We start from the raw sequence: 22900 nt of genomic DNA on the forward strand, positions 1-22900 counted from the left end.
ACAAGCGGTCTTAGGAAGACAACTATAACACTCAACTCCTTGGCTCACAGAACGACATGGCTACGATCCGACTTCGCGGCTAACCCCCATCCCGACCTTCCCCCTTTCAGGGGGAAGGGGAAAGCACTCGTAGCCCGGATGGAGCGAAGCGTAATCCGGGAGCAGTATTGCCTCATGGAGCGAACCCCGGATTTCGCTGCGCTTCATCCGGGCTACGAAATTATCGCCTTGCGGAATTACGTCGCACGCTGTTTCAGCAGGTCGTCCAGGTCCAGCCGTCGCGTGAACATCGCGAGTTTGCCGTCCGCGCTGCGCGGCCATTCGGCCTCGGGGCGATCCCAATAGAGCTCGACGCCGTTCTCGTCGGGATCGCGCAGGTACAGCGCCTGGCTGACGCCGTGGTCGCTGGCGCCGTCGAGCTCGATGCCGGCCGACAGCACCCGGTGCAGCGCGTCGGCGAGCGCCGGGCGGGTGGGATAGAGGATGGCGGTGTGGAACAGGCCCGTGGTGCCCGGCGGCGGCGGATGGCCGCCCTTGCTCTCCCAGGTGTTGAGGCCGATGTGGTGGTGATAACCCCCGGCCGAGATGAAGGCCGCGTCCGTGCCCATGCGCTGCTGCAACTCGAAGCCGAGCACACCGCAATAGAAGCCGAGCGCCCGGTCGAGATCGGCCACCTTGAGGTGAACATGCCCGATCCGGGTGCCCGCGATGATGGGGGGATTCTCTGGCATGAGCGGACTCCGTTGACGTCAATGCCCCGCTATCAGGGGCGAGGTTTCGCCGCCTGATATAGTCTGGATTTGCCGACGCCGGAGCGATCGATCCGGAAACGCAGCGTTTCCGAAAGGCGCCACGGTCGCCGGGCCTAGCAGAGCTCCGACAACTCGCCGCCGGGCAGCTGGAACTCGAACGTGTTCAGCGTCATCGACACCATCGTGTAGTAGCCGCAGAGGCCGATCACCTCGACCAGGCCGCGCTGGCTCAGCACCTCGACCGCCTCGTCATACAGTGCCTTCGGCAGGCCGTGACCTTCGTGCAGCGCCTTGGCGACGTCGTAGATCACCCTGGCCTTGGGATCGTCGAAGCTTGGCGTCCGGCGCACGCGAATGTCCTCGATGATCTTCGGGTCGAGGCCGCCCTTCAGCGCCAGGCGCTTGTGGGCATACCACTCGTAATGCGCGGTCCAGTGCCGCGCGGTGACGAGGATCGCGATCTCCGACAGCTTTGGGGGAAAGATCGTGTCGAAGCGCAGCACCTCGCCGAGCCGCGTGGCATGCCGTGCCATCTCCGGGCTGTTCAGCCAGGCCATCATCGGCGCGGGTGGCGCACCGCGCTTGCCGGCGATCGACTCGTCGTAGGTTTCTTTCTGGGCGGCGTTCATTTCGCTAGGCGAAAGCAGCTTCAGCCGCATGTCCGTTTCCTTTTGTTTTTCAAGCGTTACCCCATCTCGGCGATACACCCGATCGCGCGAGGTGAGTAGCGACGCCAGAGCATGGCGCGGCCGCGAGGCATATTGAATTCGGCGGCTGCGTAGGTCTAAGGTCGAATCCAATTCGTCGAATTTGACTGGAAACGCACCATGGCTGACCTCGAGAAATTCCGCGCGGAGACCCGCGCCTGGCTGGAGCAGAATTGCCCGCCGGAGATGCGCAAGCCGATGACCTCGGATGGCGACACCTTCTGGGGTGGCCGCAACACGAAATTCTCGTCCGAGGCGCAGCGCGTCTGGTTCGAGCGGATGCGCGACAAGGGCTGGACCGTGCCGCATTGGCCGAAGGAATATGGCGGCGGAGGCCTCGACGGCGAGGAGGCCAAGATCGTGCGCCAGGAGATGGCTGCGATCGGCGCGCGTCAGCCGCTGACCTCGTTCGGCATCTCCATGCTGGGACCGGCGCTGCTGAAATACGGCACCGAGGAGCAGAAGAAGGAGCATCTGCCGAAGATCACCGCGGGCCTGATCCGCTGGTGCCAGGGCTATTCCGAGCCGAATGCCGGCTCCGACCTCGCCTCGCTGCAGACCCGCGCGGTCGGCGACGGCGACGATTACATCATCAACGGCCAGAAGATCTGGACGTCCTACGCCAACTACGCCGACTGGATCTTCTGCCTGGTGCGCACCGATCCCGCGGCGAAGAAGCATGACGGCATCAGCTTCATCCTGTTCGACATGACCTCGAAGGGCGTGTCGACCAAGCCGATCCTCCTGATCTCGGGCTATTCGCCGTTCTGCGAAACCTTCTTTGACAATGTTCGCGTGCCGAAGTCGCATGTCGTCGGATCAGTCAATCGCGGCTGGGATGTCGCGAAATATCTGCTGCAGCACGAGCGCGCGATGATCTCCGGCATGGGCGAGCGCGGCGTCGGTCGTCCGCTCGGCCAGATCGCCGCCGACTCGGTCGGTGCGGACGCGCAGGGCAAGCTCGATGACGCGCAGCTGCGCAGCCAGATCGCGAGCTTCGAGGTCGACGAGGCCGCGCTCGCTGCCGCCGCCGAGCGCGCGGTCGATCTCGCCAAGGCCGGGCAATCGCATCCGGCGTTCTCCTCGGCGATGAAATATTACGGCACCGAGCTCAACAAGCGCCGCTATGAGATCCTGATGTCGGCCGGCGGCATCGATGCGCTGGAATGGGAGAGCGACCGCTCCAAAGGCGGCGCCCGCCCGCGCGCCTGGCTGCGCACCAAGGCCAATTCGATCGAGGGCGGCACCTCGGAGGTGATGCTCGGCATCGTCGCCAAGCGCATCCTCGATTTGCCGGGCGCGTGATCGCTGCACCGTCGTTCCGGGGCGTCGCGAAGCGGCGAACCCTGATGCGCGATTGCGCATCGCGAACCTCGAGATTCCGGGTTCGATGCTGTCGCATCGCCCCGGAATGACGAACTCAGACCGTTGCTTAGAACGTTAGATCGGATTTCCTATGGCCCTCGTCCTCACCGAAGAACAATCCATGCTGCGCGACAGTGCGCGCGGCCTCATCAGCGACAAGGCGCCGGTGGCGCATCTGCGGTCCTTGCGCGATGCCAAGGATGCCACCGGCTTCTCGCGCGATCTCTGGAAGACATTTGCGGAGATGGGCTTCTCCGGCCTGCTGGTGCCGGACCAGTTCGGCGGCAGCGGGCTCGGCTGCGTCGAGGCCGGCATCGTCATGGAGGAGATCGGCCGCACCTTGATGCCGTCGCCGTTCCTCGCGACCTCGGTGCTCGCCGCCTCGGCGCTGTCGCGCGGCGGCAGCGAGGCGCAGAAGGCGCAGCATCTGCCGAAGATCGCCGACGGCTCGCTGCTGGCGGCGCTCGCGATCGATGAGGGCGCCAAGCATCGCCCGTTGCAGACCAAGTTGCAGGCCACGCGCTCCGGCAACGGCTTCAAGCTGTCGGGCGACAAGGCCTTCGTAGTCGACGGCCACACCGCCGACCTCCTGATTGTCGCCGCGCGCAGCGCGGGCAGCGCCGGCGACAGGAACGGGCTGACGCTGTTCCTGGTCGATCCAAAGGCGAAGGGGCTCGCGGTCGAGCGCACCGCGATGGTCGATTCGCACAACGCGGCGCGCATCGTGTTCGACAATGTCGAGGTCAACGCCGACAGCGTGCTCGGCGAAGTCGATCAGGGCTTTGGGCTGCTCGAGGGCGTGCTCAATATCGGCCGCGGCGCGGTGGCGTCCGAAATGGTCGGCCTCTCCGACGAGGTGTTCGGCCGCACCGTGGCCTATCTGAAGGAGCGCAAGCAGTTCGGCAAAGCGATCGGCGAATTCCAGGCGCTGCAGCACCGTGCCGCGCAGCTCTACATCGATATCGAGATTACGCGCGCCGCCGTGTTGAAGGCGCTGCAGGCGCTCGACACGGACATCGACAAGGCGGCCACCGCGGTCGCGGTGGCAAAGGCCCGCGCCGGCACCACTGCGACGCTGGCCGTGCAGGAGGGCGTGCAGATGCATGGCGGCATGGGCATGACCGACCAGTTCGACATCGGCTTCTTCATGAAGCGCGCCCGCGTCTGCCAGGAGCTGTTCGGCGACAGCAACTTCCACACCGACCAGCTGGCGAGCGGCAAGGGGTATTGATCTTCGCCGCGTCATTGTCGCTACGCAACACGCTGTCATCGCCCGGCTCGCCGCCTTCGCTCAAGCTTCGGCGCGCCTGAAAGCGAAAGCCTCGTCGAAGCCTTGGCGTAGACGGGACCGGGCGTTCCAGTATTCCAGAGACGTCGGCGCTTGAGCCGAGAAGCCGCGGCGTACTGGATCACCCGCTTTCGCGCGGGTGATGACAGCGGTGAGGGCGGCTTGGCATAGGCTCGTCATTGCGAGCGAAGCGAAGCAATCCATCTCTCCACTTGTGGCGAAATGGATTGCTTCGTCGCTTCAGCGCAAAATTGCTTTGCAATTTTGTCGCGACCTCCTCGCAATGACGATGGAGAGTCTACCGGATCGGCGGCGCGTACTGGACGCCGCCGGCGTTCCAGAGCTGGTTCATGCCGCGCGGGATCTTCAGCTTGGAGTCGGCGCCGACGTTGCGGTCGTAGACCTCGCCGTAATTGCCGACATGGCGGATGATGCGCACCGCCCAGTCCTTGGTCAGACCGAGATCCTCGCCATAGCTGCCCTCGGTGCCGACCAGCCGCATCACCTCCGGCTTCTTCGACTTCAGCGCCTCGTCGATGTTCTTCGAGGTGATGCCGAGCTCTTCGGCGTTGATCATGGCGTACAGCGTCCACTTCACGATCATCATCCAGTCGTCGTCGCGCAAGCGCACCACCGGCGCCAGCGGCTCCTTGGAGATGATGTCGGCGAGGATCGTGTGGTCGCTCGGCTTGGCGAGGTTGAGCCGCAGCGCATAGAGCTGCGAGGCGTCCGATGTTAGCGTATCGCACTGGCCGGAGTTGTAGGCGTTCACGACGTCGTCCAGCTTGTCGAACTTCATCTCCGTGTACTTCATGTTGTTGGCACGGAAATAGTCGGCGAGATTGAGCTGCGTCGTGGTGTTGGCCTGCACGCAGACCTTGCTGCCGTTCAGGTCGAGCGCGGAATCGATGTTGCGCGAGCGTGGCAGCATGAAGCCCTGGCCGTCATAATAGGCGACCGCGGGGAAATAAAGGTCGTAATTGGTCTCGCGCGACATGCTCCAGGTGGAGTTGCGCGAGAGGATGTCGACCTTGCGGTTCTGCAGCTCCTTGAAACGCTCGCTGGCGTCGAGCGGAACGAACTTCGCCTTCGACGGGTCGTCGAAGATCGCCGACGCGACCGCGCGGCAGAAGTCGACGTCGAAGCCGGTCCAGTTACCCTTGTCGTCCGGGATCGAGAAGCCCGGCAGGCCCTTGTTGACGCCGCACAGCACGTCGCCGCGACGGACGGTGCGCTTCAGCGTGCGGGTGTCGTAACGCTCATAGGTGATGGCGGCGGCCGCAACCAGTGCGGCGATCGCGAGCCCGATCGTCAGGCCGCCTCGAAATGTACGCATGGGTTCTCTCTCGCGAAGGATCGGGGGGAAAGGCGGGGCGGATATCGAAGGCGGGTAGAGATCAGAGTTCGGGCTTCTGCCGGATGATCACCTTGGTGCCGACCGGAACGCGGTTGTAGAGATCGGCGACGTCGTTGTTGACCAGGCGGAAGCAGCCGGAGGAAACGGCGGTGCCGATGGTGTCGGGCCGGTTGGTGCCGTGGATGCGGTAGACCGTGGTGCCGAGATACATCGCGCGTGCGCCGAGCGGATTGCCCGGGCCGCCCGCCATGAAGCGCGGCAGATAGGGCTGGCGCGCGATCATTTCCGGCGGCGGCACCCAGTCCGGCCACTCGGCCTTGCGGGTGATGCTCACCAGGCCCTGCCATTGAAAGCCTTCGCGGCCGACGCCGATACCGTAGCGGAGCGCGCGGCCATTACCCTGCACCAAATAAAGATGGCGCTCGGCGGTCGCGACGATGATGGTGCCCGGCGCCTCACTGGTCCGGTAATATACGACCTGCTTCTGCCATTCCGGGTCGAGCTCGTAGCCGTCGTCAGCAACAAGGCCGGGCTCGTCGGCGTCCGGGCGGTTTTGGGCGAAACCCTGCGACGTCGACAGCACGAGCGCGCCCGTCGCGATCAACATCCAGACCAGGTGACGAAACTTCGTCATTGAAAGCTCTCCTCGTTGGCACGCGGCCAAATGGTTGCTCCACCCGCAAATCAGGCAGCATCAAATCTCAGCGGCAGCTTGATGGCAAGCTTAGGGCCGCACCACAGGTATATCCCTGTAATGCTTCTGTTTTTTGTCATTGATTGTCGCGGCACGTTGCGCGGGCCGCCTCATTTCGGCGCGATCCAGAGTCGCAAGGCGAACGAGATCAGCGCCACGGTGCCGACGCCGCCGAGCCACAGCGCTGCGAACCACAGCAGGCGCTGGCCGAGCGGCCGCTGATTCGAGCCCTCGGGCATCAGTGGTATCCGTGGCCGGGGCGCACCTTGCCGCGGAACACCCAATAGGCCCAGGCGGTGTAGCCGAGGATCAGCGGCACCAGGATCGAGACGCCGACCAGCATGAAGACCTGGCTGTTGGTCGGTGCCGCCGCCTGCCAGATCGTGATGCTCTGCGGCACGATGTACGGATACATGCTGATGCCGAGTCCGGCATAGGACAGCGCGAACAGCCCGAGCGTCAGGAAGAACGGCTGGTGGTCGTTCTTGTTGCTCAGCGCGCGCAGCAGCAGTGCGGTGACGGCGGCGACCGCGATCGGCACCGGCGCGGTGAGGATGATGTTGGGCCAGGCGAACCAGCGCTGGGTGTACTGCACGCTGAGGAAAGGCGTCGCGATGCTGACGGCGCCGATTGCGCCCAGCATCGCGACCAACAACATCCAGCTCAGATGATAGGCGCGGTCGCGCAGCTCGCCCTCGGTCTTCATCACCAGCCAGGTCGCGCCGAGCAGCGCGTAGCCGATCACCAGCGCGACGCCGGTCAGGACGCTGAACGGCGTCAGCCAATCCCACCAGCCGCCGGCGTATTGGCGGCCCTCGACATGGATGCCCTGCAGGATGGCGCCGAGCGCGATCCCCTGCGCCAGTGTCGCAAGCAGCGAGCCGCCGGCGAAAGCGATATCCCATTTGTTGCGCGCCTTCTGGGTCCGCCAGCGGAATTCGAAGGCGACGCCGCGGAACACGAGGCCGAGCAGCATCGCGATCATCGGCGTGTAGAGCGCCGGCATCAGCACCGCATAGGCCAGCGGAAACGCCGCCATCATGCCGCCGCCGCCGAGCACCAGCCAGGTCTCGTTGCCGTCCCACACCGGCGCCACCGTGTTCATGATGACGTCGCGGTCGGTCTTTTGCGGAAACAGCGGAAACAGGATGCCGAGGCCGAGATCGAAGCCGTCCATCACGACATAGACGAACACGGCAAAGGCGATGATGAAGGCCCAGATCGTGGCGAGATCGATCATCGCGCGCCCTCCACGGCTGCGCCCGCCGCCGGCGTGATGCCGGCCGCGCGGGCCGGAAGATCCTTCGTCGGGCCTTGCTCGCCGGGATGCGGCGGCTGCGCCATCAGCCGCAGGATGTAGATCACGCCCGCGGTGAACACGGCGAAATAGACGATGATGAAGGCGATCAGCGACGAGCCCACCGCGGGCGCCGCCAGCGGCGACGCCGAATCGGCGGTCCGCAGCAGCCCGTAGACCGTGAACGGTTGCCGCCCGGTCTCCGTGGTGATCCAGCCCGCGAGCACCGCGATGAAGCCGGCGGGGCCCATCAGCACGGCGAAGCGATGCAGCAGCGACGACTGGTACATCATCCCCCGCCAGCGCATCAAAAGGCTGAGCAGGCCGAGCCCCATGATCAGGAAGCCGAGGCCGACCATGATGCGGAACGACCAGAAGGTGATTGGCACCGGCGGCCAGTTCTCGCGCGGCACGGTGTCGAGGCCGGCCAGCGGCGCGTCGAGCGAATGCTTCAGGATCAGCGACGACAGTTTCGGCACCTCGATCGCATACTTGACCTTCGCTTCACGCTGGTCGGGCCAGCCGAACAGGATCAGCGGCGCGCCGTCCTTGTGGCTCTGGTAATGCCCTTCCATCGCCATCACCTTGGCGGGCTGGTGCTCCAGCGTGTTGAGGCCGTGCTGGTCGCCGGCGAGGATCTGGATCGGCGCCACGAGGGTGGCCATCCACATCGCCATCGAGAACATCACGCGCGCTCCCGCCAGATGCTGGTCGCGCAGCAGATGCCAGGCGCCGACCGCGCCGACCACGAGCGAGGTGGTAAGGTACGCCGCCAGCACCATGTGCACGAGGCGATAGGGGAACGACGGATTGAAGATCACCTTGAGCCAGTCGGCGGCGACGAACTGGCCGTCGGCGTTGACGGCGTGGCCGGTCGGCGTCTGCATCCAGGAATTGGCCGACAGAATCCAGAACGCCGAGATCAGCGTGCCGATCGCGACCATCAACGTCGCCACGAAGTGCAGCCTGGGGCCGACGCGCTCGAGCCCGAACAGCATCACGCCGAGGAAGCCGGCTTCCAGGAAGAATGCGGTCAGCACCTCATAGGCCATCATCGGGCCGATCACCGGCCCGGTCTTGTCGGCAAAGGACGACCAGTTGGTGCCGAACTGGTAGGACATCACGATGCCCGAGACCACGCCCATGCCGAACGCGACCGCGAAGATCTTCAGCCAGTAATTGAACAGGTTGATGTAGACCTCGCGCCTGGTGGCAAGCCACAGCGCTTCCAGCACCGCGAGATAGCTCGCAAGCCCGATCGAGAATGCGGGAAACACGATGTGGAACGACATCGTGAAAGCGAATTGCGCGCGGGCGAGTACGACCGCATCCCAGCCTTCGAACATTACGCACCATCCGTCGTCGACCTGGCGTGGACCTTACCACGTCAGCTGTGACGACAAAGAGGGCGGATTGTCCGACTGGAGCGGGTTGAGTTTTGGCTGGATCGGCTTGGTGCGGTCCCGGTTCACCTCTCCCCGTCGGGGAGAGGTGAGCTTTCGACGCCGTTCCAGCTCAACCTGATTTCATCAGGCTTTAGCTGTTGGCGTTGAGCAGCCGCGCGACGGTGCGGTCGATCTCGTCGTACTGTCCCTCGCCGGCGTGCTGGAACACGATCTTGCCGTTCTGGTCGATCACGTATTGCGCCGGCCAATACTGGTTGCGGTAGGCGTTCCAGGTCTGCGAATTGTTGTCCTGCGCCACCGGATAGAGGATGCCGTGCCGCTTCAGCGCCGCCTGCACGTTGGAGGCCGAATGCTCGAACGGGAATTCCGGCGTGTGGACCCCGATCACGACGAGGCCGCGATCCCGGTACTTCGAATAGAGCTGGGTGACGTGCGGCAGCGTGTTGACGCAGTTGACGCAGCCATAGGTCCAGAAATCCACCAGCACGACCTTGCCGCGCAGGTCGGCGAGCTTCAGTGGCTGCGAATTGAACCAGTTGCTGATGCCGACGATTTCGGGCGCGGTCTGGCTCTGTCCGGTTGTCATGGCGATCGCCGGCGGCACCGGCTGTGCCGGCGCGTCTGACTCGGTGCAGAGGCCGGGAATGACGGCGCCGCCGAGGCCAAGGCCCGTAACCAGAGCGGATACGGCAATCAAGCGCAGGGACATCGATATCTCCTTTGGGCTTACAGGCCGATCTGGCCGTTGGGATAGAACTGGGTCAGCCACGCCACGATCAGCGTGTCGTATTGCAGGTAGGACAGCGCGGCGAATGCGACGATCACGACGCCGAAGCCCTGCTGCAGGCGCGGCGCGATCCGCGCCATGCTGCGAGCGCGCGTGGTGACGGCCTGTCCGCCATAGGCAATCGCAAGCATCGGGATCGCGGCGCCGATCGCGTAGGTGACGAGCTGCAGGCTCGCCCACGCGGTGTCCTTCGAGGTCGCGACGATGGTCAGGATCGAGCCGAGCACGGGGCCGGCGCACGGCGTCCACACCAGGCCGAGCGTAGAGCCGAGCACGAAGCCACCGAACAGGCTGTGCGACGGCGCGGCCTGACCGAGGCTGCCCCCTTGTTTAGACGCGCTTTCTTGACGCGAACCGGTATCCACTTCGCTCGAAAACGCTTTGGTAGCGCCGGTGAGCCGGATCGACAGCCATTCGAACGGCGCCGGCCAGATCATCAGGAGGCCGAAGCCCGCGAGCAGCACGGCCGCGCCGGTCCGCAGCACGTTCGGATCGAAATCGAAGGCGCGCGTGATCGCGCTCAGCAGCAATGCCACCGCAGAGAATGACATCACGAAACCGAGCGCGATCATCGCGGGCCGCGCCTTGCCGGTCTGGCCTATCGATACCCCGAGCAGGATCGGCAGCATCGGCAGGGTGCAAGGGGCGGCGACGGTGGCGACACCGGCAAGCAGGGCAAGGGCAAGGCTGAGCATCGTCATCCGTCCATCAGAGTCCCGGCGCGCCAGAGGGCCGTGCCGGGTACGCCTGATGTTCTTCGCAAGGACGGTTTGGCCGTTACGGCGGACCGGTCGCGGGCCGCGTCACGTCTGTGTGAGGCGAGGCGCACTCGGCTTCACGACGTCGCGCCAAATACAGAGCGACCCGGCTGGGGGCATCCCGGCCGGGTCGTTGGAGGCTACTTGGGAGGTTAGAACGAAGAGGTATCGAAACCGGTTCAGTGAATTGGGGTTGGGGTTGCGTCGTTGGATATAGGTATAGAGGTCGCGTTTTTCCGGGTGATGTCGTCGATTGTTTCAATTGTTTCGTCGCCTGAATTTTTCGGCTTCTTGGACAATTGCCCGGGTCGCGTGATTTCCCTTTAAGATATTGAATTTGCAGTCTTTTATGCGGCGACGCTATCCACGCCGGCACCCCGCAGGAGGTCGGCGAGCTGCTTGCGGGCATAGAACATGCGGGTCTTCACCGTGCTCTGCGGGATCCCGATGATCTGCCCGGCCTCCTCGACCGACTTCTCATGGTAGTAGACCAGATTGATGATCTCGCGGTGAGCCGGCGACAGCTTGGCCACGCAGGCGCGGAGGATCTCGCTGGTGGTGGCGCGATCGAGCGAGGTTTCCGGCGTGTCGGCGCCGTCGGCGATCTCCAGCACGTCGTCCTGGTCGATGTCCTCATGCTTGCGCTGGCGCAGCGCGGTCAGCGCCTTGAAGCGGGCGATCGAGAGCAGCCAGGTCGAGACCTGCGAGCGGCCCTCGAATTGGGCCGCGGTGCGCCAGACGTCCAGGAACACCTGGCTCACCAGGTCCTCGGCCATCGTGGTGTCGCGCACCATGCGGAGCACGAAGCGGTAAACCCGGACGTTATGACGGGAATAGAGCGTGTGCATCGAGGTGCGGTTATTCTTGGCGATACGCGCGAGCAGCGTTTCATCCGAGGTCGCGCGAGCAGCGTCGATATGCTTCGTGGCTGCAGAGTTGATGGCGATGACGTTCGGCATGACAGGCTCCCAGTTCGCCGTTGGGCGGCGGTTCGTTGGGAGAATTGTTAGTTACGGCCCGTTTCCGGATGTCTGCGCGAAAAGCGGAAAATGGTTTCGTGAACGGGAGAATTGTTTCGTCGCCGGCCCGACGACGAAACATTCGGGACCAAAAAGCCAATAATTTCAATGCGAGGAAAATTCGAACGGCCGGATTCCTGCCGTCGGAACGAATCCGGCTGTTATGACTTCTGGCACTGTCGGGGCTTATTCGGCCGCCTGCAGCGAGGGCGCCGCCTTTTTCGGGGCAATCCAGAACGCATCGGGCCGTTCGAACAGGAAATTGGCCCGCGCCGCCAGCGCCAGCCGCCAGATCACGAGCGAGCCGGCGACGCCGACCGCGGTCACGATCAGCGAGATCAGGCCGATGTCGTGGATGACGCCGAAGCGCAGCAGAAGGGTGCGTGACGCCGCCATCGGCAGGAAGAAGGCGAGATAGATCACGATCGAATGCTCGCCGCAGAAGCGCAGGAAGCCAAGCCAGTGCGCGCGCGCCAGCAGCGTGCCGGTCACGATGATCGCGCAGGCGCCGGCAAAGCCGAGTGCCAGCGAGACGACCGGCCATTCGCTCACCTCGAGCGCAACCAGGCCGCCATTGATCAGCGCCCAGAGCCCAAGCCCGAGCAGGGCAAGCGCAGGCCGTGCCCGCGCGCGGTCCGAGAGCGCGAACACGTAATCGGCGAGGACATAGCCGGTGTAGAAGTAGACGAAGCGGGAGCAGAACTCGTCGATCACGGTCCAGCCGGTCGCGACATGCGCGGTCTCCAGCGCTGCCGCGATCAGCCAGATCACGAGCGGGTGGACGTTGCGCGCGAGCTTGGTGACGACGAAGAAGATCGGCAGCAGATAGATGAACCACAGCGTGCCGAACGGCTCGATGAAGGATTCGAGGTATTGCAGTCCAACCTGGGCCCAACCGGTCTCGGCGGCCAGCGACGGCGCCTTGAAGCCGAACTGGATCGTCACCCAGAGCACGTAGAAATAGGCGAAGTGCATCACCTTGCGGTCGAGATAGGTGCGCCAGTCGCGATCGATCACGACCGACAGGAACAGGCCCGAGATCAGGAAGAAGTCCGGCATCCGGAACGGCTTCGCGAACATCACGACGTAGTGCATGAAGCCGGTCTGGTCGGCGGCCTTCTCGACCCCCAGCACCGAATGCATCATCACGACCATGATGATGCAGATGCCCTTGGCGTAGTCGACCCAGTCGACGCGTCCGCTCGCGCCTGGGGCGGAACGATCTGTCGCAGCGGCTGTGCCGTTCGTGGTCATCTTTGTCTCGTTCCGGCGTGATCGGGCCTACCATCGGCCCGATCGGTTGCTTTCTCCTTTATTGATACAAATGGTGTGCCACCAAACCGGACCTTTCCGCGGGTTTCCCGTAGCCGGCGAATGGTCTAAGAGGCCGTGGAATCCAAGAGAAGAGACCGTTTGTTAACCATGGGACGCAGCCCGGCCCGAGCGCCGCTGCGATGATGAGAATCCTTGCCGCGCCAATTCGATAGTCCGCTGCCGATCGACGCCGTGCTCGATGAGCTCGATCGCACGCTCGTGGGCCACAACGCCGCGGTGCTGGTGGCGCCGCCGGGTGCCGGCAAGACCACGCGCGTGCCGTTGGCGTTGCTCGATGCACCCTGGGCGAGGGGCAAGAAGATCATCGTGCTGGAGCCGCGCCGCATCGCCGCGCGCGCCAGCGCGGAGCGGATGGCGAAGACGCTCGGCGAGCGTGCCGGCGAGACCGTCGGCTATCGCGTGCGCTTCGGCTCGAAAGTGTCGCGCGCGACGCGGATCGAGGTCGTCACCGAAGGCATCTTCTCGCGCCGGATCCTCGACGATCCCGAGCTCAACGGCATCGCCGCGGTGCTGTTCGACGAATTCCATGAGCGCTCGCTCGATGCCGATCTCGGGCTGGCGCTGGCGCGCGACGCGCAGACCGGCCTGCGCGAGGATCTGCGGATCCTCGTGATGTCGGCAACGCTCGACGGTGCACGCGTCGGAAAACTGCTCGGCGACGCGCCGGTGGTCGAAAGCGAGGGGCGCGCCTTTCCGGTCGAGACCCGTTACGTCGGCCGCAAGGTCAACGCGCCGCTGGAGCGGCAGATGGCCGAGACGATCGCGACCGCGCTGCGTGCCGATGCCGGCTCGGTGCTTGCCTTCCTGCCGGGCGCCGCCGAGATCCGCCGCACCCAGACCTTCCTCACTGAGCGTGTGCACGACGCCTCTGTCGAGATCGTGCCGCTGTTCGGCGCGCTCGATGCCAGCGTGCAGGATCGCGCCATCGCGCCGGCGCCGAAGGGCACCCGCAAGGTGGTGCTGGCGACCTCGATCGCCGAGACCTCGCTGACCATCGAGGGCGTCCGCATTGTGGTGGACTCTGGCCTTGCGCGGGTGCCGCGCTACGAGCCAGACATTGCATTGACGCGGCTCGAGACCGTGCGGGCGTCGCGCGCCGCGGTGGATCAGCGGCGCGGCCGCGCCGGCCGCATCGAGCCCGGCGTCTGCTACCGGCTCTGGGACGAGCCGCAGACCGCGTCGCTGCCGGCCTACACCGCGCCCGAAATCCTCTCCGCCGATCTGTCCTCGCTGGTGCTCGACCTCGCGCAATGGGGCGTCAGCGATCCCGCGGGCCTTGCCTTCCTCGATCCACCGCCGGGACCGGCGCTGAAGGAAGCCAGATCGCTGCTGTCGGAGCTCGGGGCGCTCGACGGTGATGGCCGCATTACAGAGGAAGGGCAGAGCCTGCGCGCGCTGGCGCTGCCGCCGCGGCTGGCGCGCATGATCGTGGATTCCGCCCGCTTCGGTATGGGCGAGGAGGCGGCCGAGATCGCCGCGGTTCTGACCGAGCGCGGGCTCGGCGGCGACAGTGTCGATCTCGACGTCAGGCTCGACCAGTTCCGCCGCGACCGTTCGCAGCGCGCATCGAGCGCCCGCAGCATGGCGGCGCGCTGGGCCGCGCAGGTGAAGTCGGCTGTCGGCGAAGCGAAGGATCTCTCCACCGGCGTCATGCTGGCCTTCGCATTCCCGGATCGGGTCGCCCGGAACCGCGGCAATGGCAGCTTCGTGCTGGCCAACGGCCGCGGCGCCGCCGTCGAGCAGACCGCGGCGCTGGCGCGGCTGCCTTATATCGCGGTCGCCGAACTGACCGGCACGGCCGCGAGCGGCCGCATCCTGCTGGCGGCGCCGATCACCCAGGAGGAGATCGAGCAGCGTTTCGCCGACCAGATCGAGAACGTGGAAGAGGTGACGTTCGACCGCGGCGCGATGGCGCTGCGCGCGCGGCGCCGGCGTTCGCTGCACGCGATCACGCTGTCGGAAGCACCGATGTCGCTGTCGCCCTCGGCCGAGACCGCGCGCGTCTTCGCCGACGGGCTCATCGCGGCCGGGCTCGACCGGTTGCCGTGGTCGAAGCACTCCAAGCAATGGCGCGACCGTGTCGTGTTCCTGCGCAAGGCCGAGGACGAGAGCTGGCCCGATCTGTCCGACACCGCGCTCGCCGCGCGTGCCGACGACTGGCTGGTGCCGGCGCTCTACGACAAGACCGCGCTGAAGGACCTGTCCGCCGGCGACCTGTCGGACGCGCTGATGGCGTTGCTGCCGTGGGAATTGCGCGCGCGGCTCGATCGCGAGGCGCCGACGCATTTCGAGGCGCCGACCGGAACGCAGCTCGCGATCGATTACGAGGCCGAGCAGGGCCCGACCATCGCGGTGCGGCTGCAGGAGCTGTTCGGGCTCAACACCCATCCCTCGATCGCCAAGGGCGCGGTGCCGCTGGTGCTGGAACTGCTGTCGCCGGCACAGCGGCCGGTGCAGGTGACGCGCGATCTGCCCGGCTTCTGGCGCGGCAGTTACGCTGCGGTGCGTTCCGACCTGCGCGGCCGCTATCCGCGCCATCCCTGGCCGGAAGATCCCGCCAGCGCGATGCCGACCAGGCGCGTGAAACCGCGCGGCACGTGACGGGTCGCGAATCTCATGCATCGCCGTCATTGCGAGGAGCGATAGCGACGAAGCAATCCATCGTTCCGCGCATGCCGCACGATGGATTGCTTCGCTTCGCTCGCAATGACGGGCATAGACCCGCACCATCCGGGACGTAACGCTGGCGAGCGTCCGCAAACGGTGGTTAGATTTGCACGCTGGGATGGGATCACGGGCTCGCAGTTTGGGGAGGTCACCGTGGAGATCAAGAACGCATCGCCGTCGCTGTACAACGAAGACCTGGCGCCGGCCAAGGAACGCAACTGGGGTGCCTTCAGCATCTTCAACGTCTGGACCTCGGATGTGCACAGCCTGTGGGGCTATTATCTCGCCGCCAGCCTGTTCCTGCTCTGCGGCAGCTTCGTCAATTTCATCCTCGCGATCGGCGTCGGGTCGCTGGTGATCTTCGTGCTGATGAGCCTGATCGGCAATGCCGGCGTGAGAACCGGCGTGCCCTATCCGGTGCTGGCGCGGGCCTCGTTCGGGGTCTGGGGCGCCAACATTCCGGCGCTGGTGCGCGCGATCGTCGCCTGCTTCTGGTACGGCGCGCAGACTGCGGCGGCCTCGGGCGCGATCGTTGCGCTGCTGACGCGCATCGACAGCTTCAAGGCGTTCCACCAGTCCAGCCATATGCTCGGCCATTCCACGCTCGAGGTGATCTGCTTCGTCGTGATCTGGGCGCTGCAGCTCCTGATCATCCAGCGCGGCATGGAAACGGTGCGGCGCTTCCAGGACTGGGCGGGACCTGCGGTGTGGTTGATGATGCTGATCCTTGCGATCTATCTGTGCATCGCGGCCGGCGGGATCTCGCTCACCGCGCCGATCCCGCAGGACGTGCTGCTGGAGAAGACCAAGGAGGCTGGCGTACCCGGCGTGCCCGGCTCGTTCCCGGCGCTGTGCGCCGTCGCCGCGACCTGGATCACCTATTTCGCCGCGCTCTATCTCAACTTCTGCGACTTCTCGCGCTATGCGCCCGATGCAGCCGCGCTGCGCAAGGGCAACATCTGGGGCCTGCCGGTCAACCTGGTCCTGTTCTCGCTGGTCGCCGGCGTCACCACGATCGCGGCGTTCAACGTCTATCACGAGGTGCTGCTGCATCCCGACCAGATTTCGGCGAAGTTCGACAGCTGGTTCCTGGCGCTGCTCGCGGCGGTCACCTTCGCGGTGGCGACGCTCGGCATCAACGTCGTCGCCAATTTCGTCTCGCCGGCGTTCGATTTCTCGAACGTGTTTCCGCGGCATATCGACTTCAAGAAGGGCGGCTACATCGCGGCGCTGATCGCGCTGGCGCTGTATCCGTTCGCGCCCTGGGAGGGCAGCGCCGCCTCGTTCGTCGGGCTGATCGGCGCGACGATGGGACCGATCTTCGGCGTCATGATGGTCGACTATTACCTGATCGCCAAAGGCCGCGTGAACGTGCCGGCGCTGTATCAGGAGAACGGCGAATATCGCTTTCAGAACGGCTGGAACGTCAGCGCGCTGATCGCCGCCGGCATCGGCGCGCTGTTCTCGTCGGTGCTGCCGAACTTCACCTCGATCCTGCCGGCGTGGTGGGCGGTCTATGGCTGGTTCTTCGGTGTCGGGATCGCGGGCGCGGTCTATTACGCGCTGCGCGTTGCGATGCCGAGCCCGGTCGCCAGGACGGCCTGAGAGACGGCCTGAGGGCCGGAAATTGCGGCCCTCGCGGGCGACCGACGTCATTCGGCCGCCCCTTGGGGCTCGCATTAACCCTTCGCTCATCCTTTTCGCCAAAATGGCAGGCTCGTGCCGCCGCCCTCGCTCGCGGCGGGGCGGGCGGCGTGGTGAAATTGCGTGTTCGGTTTTCCGAGTATGGTGTCATGCGTAACCTGATGATTTTCGCGGCCATCCTGATCGGGCTGGGCACCTTCATGGCTCAGATGGCCAGCAAGATGTCGCCCGCCGCCGCGACCACCACAAAGCAGATCATGGCCCCAGCCGTCACGGTGGCGCAGGCCAGCGCCCGCACGCTCAGTATTGCGCCCGATCCTCGCGGTCATTTCGCGACCGACGGCCGGATCGACGGCCAGCGCATCAACTTCATGGTCGACACTGGCGCCTCGGTGGTAGCCCTGAACGAAACGTCCGCGGCACGCTTCGGCCTGCGTCCGGTGCCGGGCGATTACACCTCGCGCGTCACCACTGCCAACGGCACCATCAAGGCCGCGCGCGCCCGCATCGCCATGATCGAGATCGGCGGCCTCACCGTGCGCGACGTCGATGCCCTGGTGCTGCCCGACGAGGCGCTGTCGGAAAACCTGCTCGGCCTGTCCTTCCTGTCGAAGCTGAAGCGCTTCGAATATGCCAACGGTAAATTGTTGCTGGAGCAATAGGCCGCACTTTCGCACTGCGAGGGAATTCAGGGCGCTGCTTGTTCACATTTTGGGAATGAGAGGGCAATCGAGTCGATCCTCGCGACGGCGCGGCATTTGCGCCAGACGTTCGCGGGCAACGTCAGACCTTAGGCGCTTTCGCAGAGCGTCGCGCCGATCTCCCGGCGTCCTCACTGTAAATCCCTACTGCACTCTCTGATATAGCCGGGCGGGTCGTCGACATCTTTCGGCACATCAATCCATTGCCCATTGTGTTCAATGCGCATCGACCGTTCCAAGCCTACCCCAAACCCTTTCTTTTCCGGGTTTCGGTCGCAAACTGCCTTGAGGGTGCGAAGTTCGATCTTCGCAAGATCCCGCTTTGTTGATTTTTGAAAGCCAAAGTCACGACATCCAGCTTACACCAGGGGCCCGAGTTTGCCTTGCATACCGTTGAATTGGCGAGCAGAAGGCATAAGGCTCCGGCGAGCACGAACATTTTCATCGGCATGACTCAATATTTGTATCGATTCCAATCAGGCATTCTCGACCCCGATTGGCTTGCCGTGAAGCCAATACAGATAGCTCCCATCCCAAGATCCAACCCACGCTCGATAATCCGGAGTTTTCTGCGAATAAGCCTTCGCATTGTCTAGATCTCCATCAATCTCGTGCTGATCATCCCAGTGCATGTGCCGACGTGCCACCGCACCGCTGTCGCCAAACCCCACACCACCGCCCAGCGCTCCGTCTTGGAATCCGCGCGCTATCTGATCGTAGTAATATAGTCCGCCGCGCTTATGAATTTCCACGCCCAGTTCCGTGATAAAACCCCTGCTCTTGGTCTCTTCCGGGTAATATTGGGCACCAAGGTCTATCATTTCCTTACGGGCAGCGTCCCATGCGCGCTCCGCGCTCTCGAAACCGATCCCCGCATTGCGGCTCGGAAAGTCGCCACCTTCGGCGCCGCCAAAGCGCTTGATGCCAGCGACGCCACCCGATCCGCTGGGGCTGTTGCCAGTCGCCGGCCCGTTGACGCCGGGCTGACCGGCTGCTGTCGCAGGCTGTTGCGGCTGGGTTTGCGGCTGTGGCTGCGTTAGTTGAGTCGATGTCGGCGGCTGCTGAATCTGCGCCTGTTGAGTTACGCCATCCGCGGCGAACGGGTCGTGGTCAACGGGAACGAGCGAGTAGTCATCGAAATCCGGCTGATGGTCCACCGGCACCAGAGAGTAATCAGGCATCATCAATCACCTACAGATATTGCGGACACCTTCGGGGGAGCCCGCGCGTGACCGCACCTCGCGGAGAGGGCTGGGTTGGCTTTAGATGTTTGAAGCCAAGTGCTCGAAGGATGGCTTGCGCAATGGCGCGGAAGTGTCGCTTCCGGTTCGGCTTGCAAATCGTCTTCGCCGGACGCCCGCCTGTCGGCGGGGGCGGCCTTGGCCGTCAGCCAGTTCGGCTCGCTGCGGTGGCCGATTTCGGCGCGCTGCTGGGTCGGAGCGATTAGCGGTCAAGCAGCGCGTAGGGCGCAACAGCGCGGCGTATTGCGCCGGCGTGCAAGTATTGGCCGACGCCAAATCTGGCGCAATTATTAGCCACCAGCCCCAGTCTCTGCTTTCGCCCGGCCCGCGCATTCGCTAAAGGCTGCGACGATGTTTTTCTGCATACGACCATAAGGCCGAACCATGTTTCCCAAGCCGAAATCCGCGCTGGTTCCGAACACCTATGCCTTCGAATCCGAGCCGATGGTGAAGCCGACCGGGTTTCGCGAGTACGACGCGCGCTGGCTGTTCAACAAGGAAATCAACCTGATGGGCGTGCAGGCGCTGGGCATGGGGCTCGGCGCGCTGATCGCGGAGCTCGGCATCCGCCAGGAGATCGTCACCGGTCACGATTTCCGCGGCTATTCCGCCTCGATCAAATACGCGCTGATCTCGGGGCTGATGGCGGCGGGCTGCAAGGTGCATGACATCGGGCTCGCGGTGACGCCGATGGCCTATTTCGCGCAGTTCGATCTCGACGTGCCCTGCGTCGCCATGGTCACCGCCTCGCACAACGACAATGGCTGGACCGGCGTCAAGATGGGCGCCAACCGTCCGCTCACCTTCGGTCCTGACGAGATGTCGCGGCTGAAGGCAATCGTGCTCAACGCCGAATTCAACAACACGGCCGGCGGCTCCTATCAATTCCACGAGAATTATCCGGCGCGCTACATCGCCGACCTCACCAGCCGGCCGAAGCTGAAGCGCAGGCTGAAGGTCGTCGCGGCCTGCGGCAACGGCACCGCGGGCGCGTTCGCGCCGCAGGTGCTGGAGGCGATCGGTTGCGATGTGATCCCGCTCGACACCGAGCTCGATCACACCTTCCCGAAATACAATCCGAACCCCGAAGACATGGAGATGCTGCACGCGATCCGCGATGCGGTGCTGGCGCACAAGGCCGATGTCGGCCTCGGCTTCGACGGCGACGGCGACCGCTGCGGCGTGGTCGACAACACCGGCGAGGAGATCTTTGCCGACAAGGTCGGCGTCATGCTGGCGCGCGACATGTCGGCGATCAACGCCAACGCGCAGTTCGTCGTCGACGTGAAGTCGACCGGGCTGTTCGTGACCGATCCCGTCTTGCGGAAGCAGGGCGCGAAGACGGTCTACTGGAAGACCGGCCATTCCTACATGAAGCGGCGCACCAATGAGCTGGGCGCGCTCGCCGGCTTCGAGAAGTCGGGCCACTTCTTCTTCAACAAGCCGTTCGGCCGCGGTTATGACGACGGCCTGGTGTCGGCGATCGCGATCTGCGAAATGCTCGACCGCGCCCCCGGCAAGTCGATGGCCGACCTGAAGGACGCGCTGCCGAAGACCTGGTCGTCGCCGACGATGTCGCCGCATTGCGCCGACGAGGCGAAGTACGGCGTCGTCGACGCTGTCGTGAAGCACTTCGAGGCGTTGCAGCAGCAGGGCGGGAAGGTCGCGGGCCAGAACATCCGCGACCTCGTCACCGTCAATGGCGTGCGCGTCACGGTCGACGACGGCAGCTGGGGCCTGGTGCGCGCGTCCTCGAACAAGCCGGAGCTCGTGGTCGTGGTGGAAAGCCCGGTCAGCGAGCGGCGCATGCACGACATGTTCGAGGCGATGGATGCCGTGCTGCGCACGCATCCCGAGGTCGGCGAGTATAATCAGAAGATTTGAGCTGGGTGCTCCTGGGTCGTCATTGCCGGGCTTGACCCGGCAATCCATCTCGGAAAAGCTTTCTTGAAAATCGATGGGCACGCGGGTCAAGCCAGCGTGCGACGGTCGGTGTCCGCAGCTTCACGCCGCCCGCAGCGAGGCCAGGAAGCGGTCCAGCTCGGTCTTCAGCCACTCCGATTGCGACGACAGGCCGTTGGCCGCATCGAGCAGTTGTGCGGTCGCGCTGCCGGCCTGTTCGGAGGCGCGGTTGACGTTCAGGATGCCCTTGTTGACATCCCGCGTGCGATCGGCGGCCTGCTGCAGATTGCTGGAGATCTCGCGGGTCGCCGCGCCCTGCTGATCGACGGCGGCCGCGATCTCGCCGGAGACGTGGTCGATCTCCGCGATCGTGGACCCGATGGTCCCGATCGCGCTGACGGCCGCGCCGGTCGCGCTCTGGATATCCTGGATCTGGGCCGAGATCTCCTCGGTCGCCTTGGCGGTCTGGTTGGCCAGTGCCTTGACCTCGCTTGCGACCACGGCGAAACCGCGGCCATGCTCGCCGGCGCGCGCCGCTTCGATGGTGGCGTTCAGGGCGAGCAGATTGGTCTGGCTGGCGATGCTCTGGATCAACGTCACCACCTCGCCGATCTTCTGCGTGCCGGCGGCAAGGCCTTCGACGACGCTGTTGGTGCGGCGTGCCTCGTCGGCGGCCTTGGCGGCGATCCGCGCCGAGCGCGTCACCTGCTCGGCGATGTTGCTGATCGAGGCCGTCAGCTCCTCGGTCGCGGACGCGACGGTTTCCACATTGCTCGAGGCCAGCGTCGATGCGGAGGCGGCGGCGGTGGCCTGGCGGATGGTTTCCGCGTTGCTGCCGTTCATCGTTGCCGACAGGTCCTGCATCGCGCCGGCCGCCACCGCGACGGCCTCGACGACCTCGCCGATCTTGCGCTCGAAGCCGGCGGCGAGCTCGCGCCGCGCGGCATCGCGATCGTGCTTGGCGCGTTCGGCCTCGATGCGCTCGGCGTTGGCGCGCGCCTCGGCGGCACCGGCGGCCTCGGCCTCCGCCGCCTTCAGCGCCGACGTCCTGAACAGTTCGGCAAGCGTGTGCGCGAGCCAGATCAGCACGCCGGCCTCGATCAGCAGGATCACGGCGTGGAGAACGACGCGACCGAAATCGGCGCCGCCGGGATAGATCGCGGCCGGCAGGATGAAATTCAGCGTCAGGTGGTGCAGGGCAACCGCCAAAGTGCCGGCGACGATCGGCCGATAGTCACAATAGGCGACGAGGCACGCCAGCGCGGCGAAGAAATACATGTGCATGTCGACCTGCCAGCGGTGGCCGGCGAACTGGTAGACCAGCATCGACACGCCGGCCATCAGGGCCACGGCAACGATCAGGCGGGTTGAAACGCCATTCCCCGATACGCGCCACGACAATGTCGCGGCCAGCGCCATCGCGACCATGAAGCCAGCCGGCATCAGCCAGTCGGTGTGCAGCGTGATGCCGACGATGATCGCGATCGGAACGTGCAGCCACAGCACCACGAGCAGGATCTTGCTCGTCGTCTCGCGCAGCGCGGCCATTTCATCGCCTTCGAAGGTCATCCCCAACCCCCAGATCGTCATCCGCCCCGAAGCAGCCGGCGATCGCCTGCGGATCCATGGTCAGCAAGGCGCCGGCCTCGTACAGCCGGCCCAGCCCTCCATTGCGGTCAGGCCGCACCACCAGCAGGGCCGGGATCGCGGTCATCCGAACGATCGACGCATTGGCGGCTGCGGCGGCCAGCAGCGCGCGCTCGGCGCGCCACCATGGCGGAAAGGCCACGGCCACCACGTCGCTGCCCGCACGCACCTTTAGCGACAGCGTTGCGACCGCGATCCAGCTCGCCATCAGCAATGCGGCCGCGCCCAGCCAAGCAGGCCGTCGTCTCGCTGGGATGATCTCCCCCGGCTCCATCGCAGCAGGATACCGCTGCCGGCGCTAACTTCAGGTAAATGCCGAACAGGCGAACTACC

General features: G+C 65.0%; 20 protein-coding genes. 6 read left to right on the plus strand and 14 right to left on the minus strand.

Annotated features, from left to right (window positions below; translation table 11 throughout):
• Positions 1 to 236 precede the first annotated feature (236 nt).
• Entirely contained in the window at positions 237 to 731 is a 495-nt protein-coding gene (locus Q2M23_RS36300) for a VOC family protein (protein ID WP_316398602.1), read from the minus strand.
• A gap of 134 nt (positions 732 to 865) precedes the next feature.
• The gene (locus Q2M23_RS36305) at positions 866 to 1411 is read right to left on the minus strand and encodes a carboxymuconolactone decarboxylase family protein (RefSeq protein WP_028343517.1); all 546 of its coding nucleotides are present in this window, start codon (positions 1409 to 1411) and stop codon (positions 866 to 868) included.
• A 168-nt stretch (positions 1412 to 1579) separates the two neighbouring features.
• Between Q2M23_RS36305 and Q2M23_RS36310 the strand changes: the two genes are divergently transcribed.
• A complete protein-coding gene (locus Q2M23_RS36310; RefSeq protein ID WP_229191734.1) occupies positions 1580 to 2764 on the plus strand; it encodes an acyl-CoA dehydrogenase family protein in 1185 nt (394 codons plus the stop codon).
• A gap of 151 nt (positions 2765 to 2915) precedes the next feature.
• Positions 2916 to 4055, plus strand: a complete 1140-nt coding sequence (locus Q2M23_RS36315) for an acyl-CoA dehydrogenase (RefSeq protein ID WP_316398603.1) — start codon at positions 2916 to 2918, stop codon at positions 4053 to 4055.
• Between the two features lie 355 nt (positions 4056 to 4410).
• Here the strand turns inward: Q2M23_RS36315 and Q2M23_RS36320 are convergent, their stop codons facing one another.
• The 9 genes from Q2M23_RS36320 to Q2M23_RS36360 all read right to left on the minus strand — a co-directional run bounded on the left by Q2M23_RS36320 (position 4411) and on the right by Q2M23_RS36360 (position 12684).
• Entirely contained in the window at positions 4411 to 5448 is a 1038-nt protein-coding gene (locus tag Q2M23_RS36320; protein ID WP_141339963.1) for an amino acid ABC transporter substrate-binding protein, read from the minus strand.
• A gap of 61 nt (positions 5449 to 5509) precedes the next feature.
• A complete protein-coding gene (locus tag Q2M23_RS36325) occupies positions 5510 to 6103 on the minus strand; it encodes a L,D-transpeptidase (RefSeq protein ID WP_057018994.1) in 594 nt (197 codons plus the stop codon).
• Positions 6104 to 6273: 170 nt separating this feature from the next.
• Positions 6274 to 6402, minus strand: a complete 129-nt coding sequence (locus Q2M23_RS36330) for a DUF2474 domain-containing protein (protein WP_156436394.1) — start codon at positions 6400 to 6402, stop codon at positions 6274 to 6276.
• Entirely contained in the window at positions 6402 to 7403 is a 1002-nt protein-coding gene (gene cydB / locus Q2M23_RS36335; RefSeq protein ID WP_057018993.1) for a cytochrome d ubiquinol oxidase subunit II, read from the minus strand. Before cydB ends, Q2M23_RS36330 begins: the two co-directional genes overlap by 1 nt.
• Positions 7400 to 8806 carry a cytochrome ubiquinol oxidase subunit I gene (locus tag Q2M23_RS36340; protein WP_057018992.1) on the minus strand — a complete coding sequence of 469 codons (1407 nt, stop codon included), beginning with the start codon at positions 8804 to 8806 and terminating at the stop codon, positions 7400 to 7402. The genes cydB and Q2M23_RS36340 overlap by 4 nt, the downstream gene beginning before the upstream one ends.
• Before the next feature lie 190 nt (positions 8807 to 8996).
• Positions 8997 to 9575 (minus strand): thioredoxin family protein, encoded by a 579-nt coding sequence (locus tag Q2M23_RS36345; RefSeq protein ID WP_316398604.1) that lies wholly within the window; start codon positions 9573 to 9575, stop codon positions 8997 to 8999.
• Positions 9576 to 9592: 17 nt separating this feature from the next.
• The gene (locus tag Q2M23_RS36350) at positions 9593 to 10348 is read right to left on the minus strand and encodes a cytochrome c biogenesis CcdA family protein (protein WP_316398626.1); all 756 of its coding nucleotides are present in this window, start codon (positions 10346 to 10348) and stop codon (positions 9593 to 9595) included.
• Between the two features lie 410 nt (positions 10349 to 10758).
• Entirely contained in the window at positions 10759 to 11370 is a 612-nt protein-coding gene (locus Q2M23_RS36355; protein ID WP_057018990.1) for a sigma-70 family RNA polymerase sigma factor, read from the minus strand.
• 246 nt (positions 11371 to 11616) lie between these two features.
• Positions 11617 to 12684 (minus strand): acyltransferase family protein, encoded by a 1068-nt coding sequence (locus Q2M23_RS36360; RefSeq protein ID WP_316398605.1) that lies wholly within the window; start codon positions 12682 to 12684, stop codon positions 11617 to 11619.
• Between the two features lie 213 nt (positions 12685 to 12897).
• On the opposite strand from Q2M23_RS36360, the gene hrpB reads away from it, so the two are divergent.
• The 3 genes from hrpB (at position 12898) to Q2M23_RS36375 (ending at position 17738) form a co-directional block, all read left to right on the plus strand.
• The gene (hrpB, locus tag Q2M23_RS36365; RefSeq protein ID WP_316398606.1) at positions 12898 to 15366 is read left to right on the plus strand and encodes an ATP-dependent helicase HrpB; all 2469 of its coding nucleotides are present in this window, start codon (positions 12898 to 12900) and stop codon (positions 15364 to 15366) included.
• Between the two features lie 219 nt (positions 15367 to 15585).
• On the plus strand, positions 15586 to 17037 hold the full coding sequence (locus tag Q2M23_RS36370) for an NCS1 family nucleobase:cation symporter-1 (protein WP_316398607.1): 1452 nt from the start codon (positions 15586 to 15588) through the stop codon (positions 17035 to 17037).
• Positions 17038 to 17237: 200 nt separating this feature from the next.
• The gene (locus Q2M23_RS36375; RefSeq protein ID WP_316398627.1) at positions 17238 to 17738 is read left to right on the plus strand and encodes a TIGR02281 family clan AA aspartic protease; all 501 of its coding nucleotides are present in this window, start codon (positions 17238 to 17240) and stop codon (positions 17736 to 17738) included.
• 515 nt (positions 17739 to 18253) lie between these two features.
• On the opposite strand, the gene Q2M23_RS36380 is transcribed toward Q2M23_RS36375, so the two are convergent.
• A complete protein-coding gene (locus Q2M23_RS36380; protein ID WP_316398608.1) occupies positions 18254 to 18958 on the minus strand; it encodes a hypothetical protein in 705 nt (234 codons plus the stop codon).
• Between the two features lie 444 nt (positions 18959 to 19402).
• Between Q2M23_RS36380 and Q2M23_RS36385 the strand changes: the two genes are divergently transcribed.
• Positions 19403 to 20902 carry a phosphomannomutase/phosphoglucomutase gene (locus tag Q2M23_RS36385; RefSeq protein ID WP_316398609.1) on the plus strand — a complete coding sequence of 500 codons (1500 nt, stop codon included), beginning with the start codon at positions 19403 to 19405 and terminating at the stop codon, positions 20900 to 20902.
• A gap of 120 nt (positions 20903 to 21022) precedes the next feature.
• Here Q2M23_RS36385 and Q2M23_RS36390 read toward each other — a convergent pair whose 3' ends face one another.
• On the minus strand, positions 21023 to 22489 hold the full coding sequence (locus Q2M23_RS36390; protein ID WP_316398610.1) for a methyl-accepting chemotaxis protein: 1467 nt from the start codon (positions 22487 to 22489) through the stop codon (positions 21023 to 21025).
• Positions 22470 to 22775 (minus strand): hypothetical protein, encoded by a 306-nt coding sequence (locus Q2M23_RS36395; RefSeq protein ID WP_316398611.1) that lies wholly within the window; start codon positions 22773 to 22775, stop codon positions 22470 to 22472. Before Q2M23_RS36395 ends, Q2M23_RS36390 begins: the two co-directional genes overlap by 20 nt.
• Between the last annotated feature and the right edge of the window lie 125 nt (positions 22776 to 22900).

Source organism: Bradyrhizobium sp. 33ap4 (assembly GCF_032654765.1).
Taxonomy (GTDB): Bacteria; Pseudomonadota; Alphaproteobacteria; order Rhizobiales; family Xanthobacteraceae; genus Bradyrhizobium; species Bradyrhizobium australafricanum.

Excerpts from the sequence above, each read along its gene's own strand:
- Q2M23_RS36355 (WP_057018990.1), bottom strand. The coding sequence starts at position 11,370 with ATGCCGAACGTCATCGCCATCAACTCTGCAGCCACGAAGCATATCGAC.
- Q2M23_RS36350 (WP_316398626.1), bottom strand. The coding sequence starts at position 10,348 with ATGCTCAGCCTTGCCCTTGCCCTGCTTGCCGGTGTCGCCACCGTCGCC.
- Q2M23_RS36380 (WP_316398608.1), bottom strand. The coding sequence starts at position 18,958 with ATGCCTGATTACTCTCTGGTGCCGGTGGACCATCAGCCGGATTTCGAT.
- Q2M23_RS36340 (WP_057018992.1), bottom strand. The coding sequence starts at position 8,806 with ATGTTCGAAGGCTGGGATGCGGTCGTACTCGCCCGCGCGCAATTCGCT.
- Q2M23_RS36330 (WP_156436394.1), bottom strand. The coding sequence starts at position 6,402 with ATGCCCGAGGGCTCGAATCAGCGGCCGCTCGGCCAGCGCCTGCTGTGG.
- Q2M23_RS36345 (WP_316398604.1), bottom strand. The coding sequence starts at position 9,575 with ATGTCCCTGCGCTTGATTGCCGTATCCGCTCTGGTTACGGGCCTTGGC.
- Q2M23_RS36325 (WP_057018994.1), bottom strand. The coding sequence starts at position 6,103 with ATGACGAAGTTTCGTCACCTGGTCTGGATGTTGATCGCGACGGGCGCG.
- Q2M23_RS36385 (WP_316398609.1), top strand. The coding sequence starts at position 19,403 with ATGTTTCCCAAGCCGAAATCCGCGCTGGTTCCGAACACCTATGCCTTC.
- Q2M23_RS36360 (WP_316398605.1), bottom strand. The coding sequence starts at position 12,684 with ATGACCACGAACGGCACAGCCGCTGCGACAGATCGTTCCGCCCCAGGC.
- Q2M23_RS36390 (WP_316398610.1), bottom strand. The coding sequence starts at position 22,489 with ATGACCTTCGAAGGCGATGAAATGGCCGCGCTGCGCGAGACGACGAGC.
- Q2M23_RS36310 (WP_229191734.1), top strand. The coding sequence starts at position 1,580 with ATGGCTGACCTCGAGAAATTCCGCGCGGAGACCCGCGCCTGGCTGGAG.
- Q2M23_RS36305 (WP_028343517.1), bottom strand. The coding sequence starts at position 1,411 with ATGCGGCTGAAGCTGCTTTCGCCTAGCGAAATGAACGCCGCCCAGAAA.
- Q2M23_RS36375 (WP_316398627.1), top strand. The coding sequence starts at position 17,238 with ATGATTTTCGCGGCCATCCTGATCGGGCTGGGCACCTTCATGGCTCAG.
- Q2M23_RS36300 (WP_316398602.1), bottom strand. The coding sequence starts at position 731 with ATGCCAGAGAATCCCCCCATCATCGCGGGCACCCGGATCGGGCATGTT.
- Q2M23_RS36395 (WP_316398611.1), bottom strand. The coding sequence starts at position 22,775 with ATGGCGAGCTGGATCGCGGTCGCAACGCTGTCGCTAAAGGTGCGTGCG.
- Q2M23_RS36315 (WP_316398603.1), top strand. The coding sequence starts at position 2,916 with ATGGCCCTCGTCCTCACCGAAGAACAATCCATGCTGCGCGACAGTGCG.
- cydB (WP_057018993.1), bottom strand. The coding sequence starts at position 7,403 with ATGATCGATCTCGCCACGATCTGGGCCTTCATCATCGCCTTTGCCGTG.
- Q2M23_RS36320 (WP_141339963.1), bottom strand. The coding sequence starts at position 5,448 with ATGCGTACATTTCGAGGCGGCCTGACGATCGGGCTCGCGATCGCCGCA.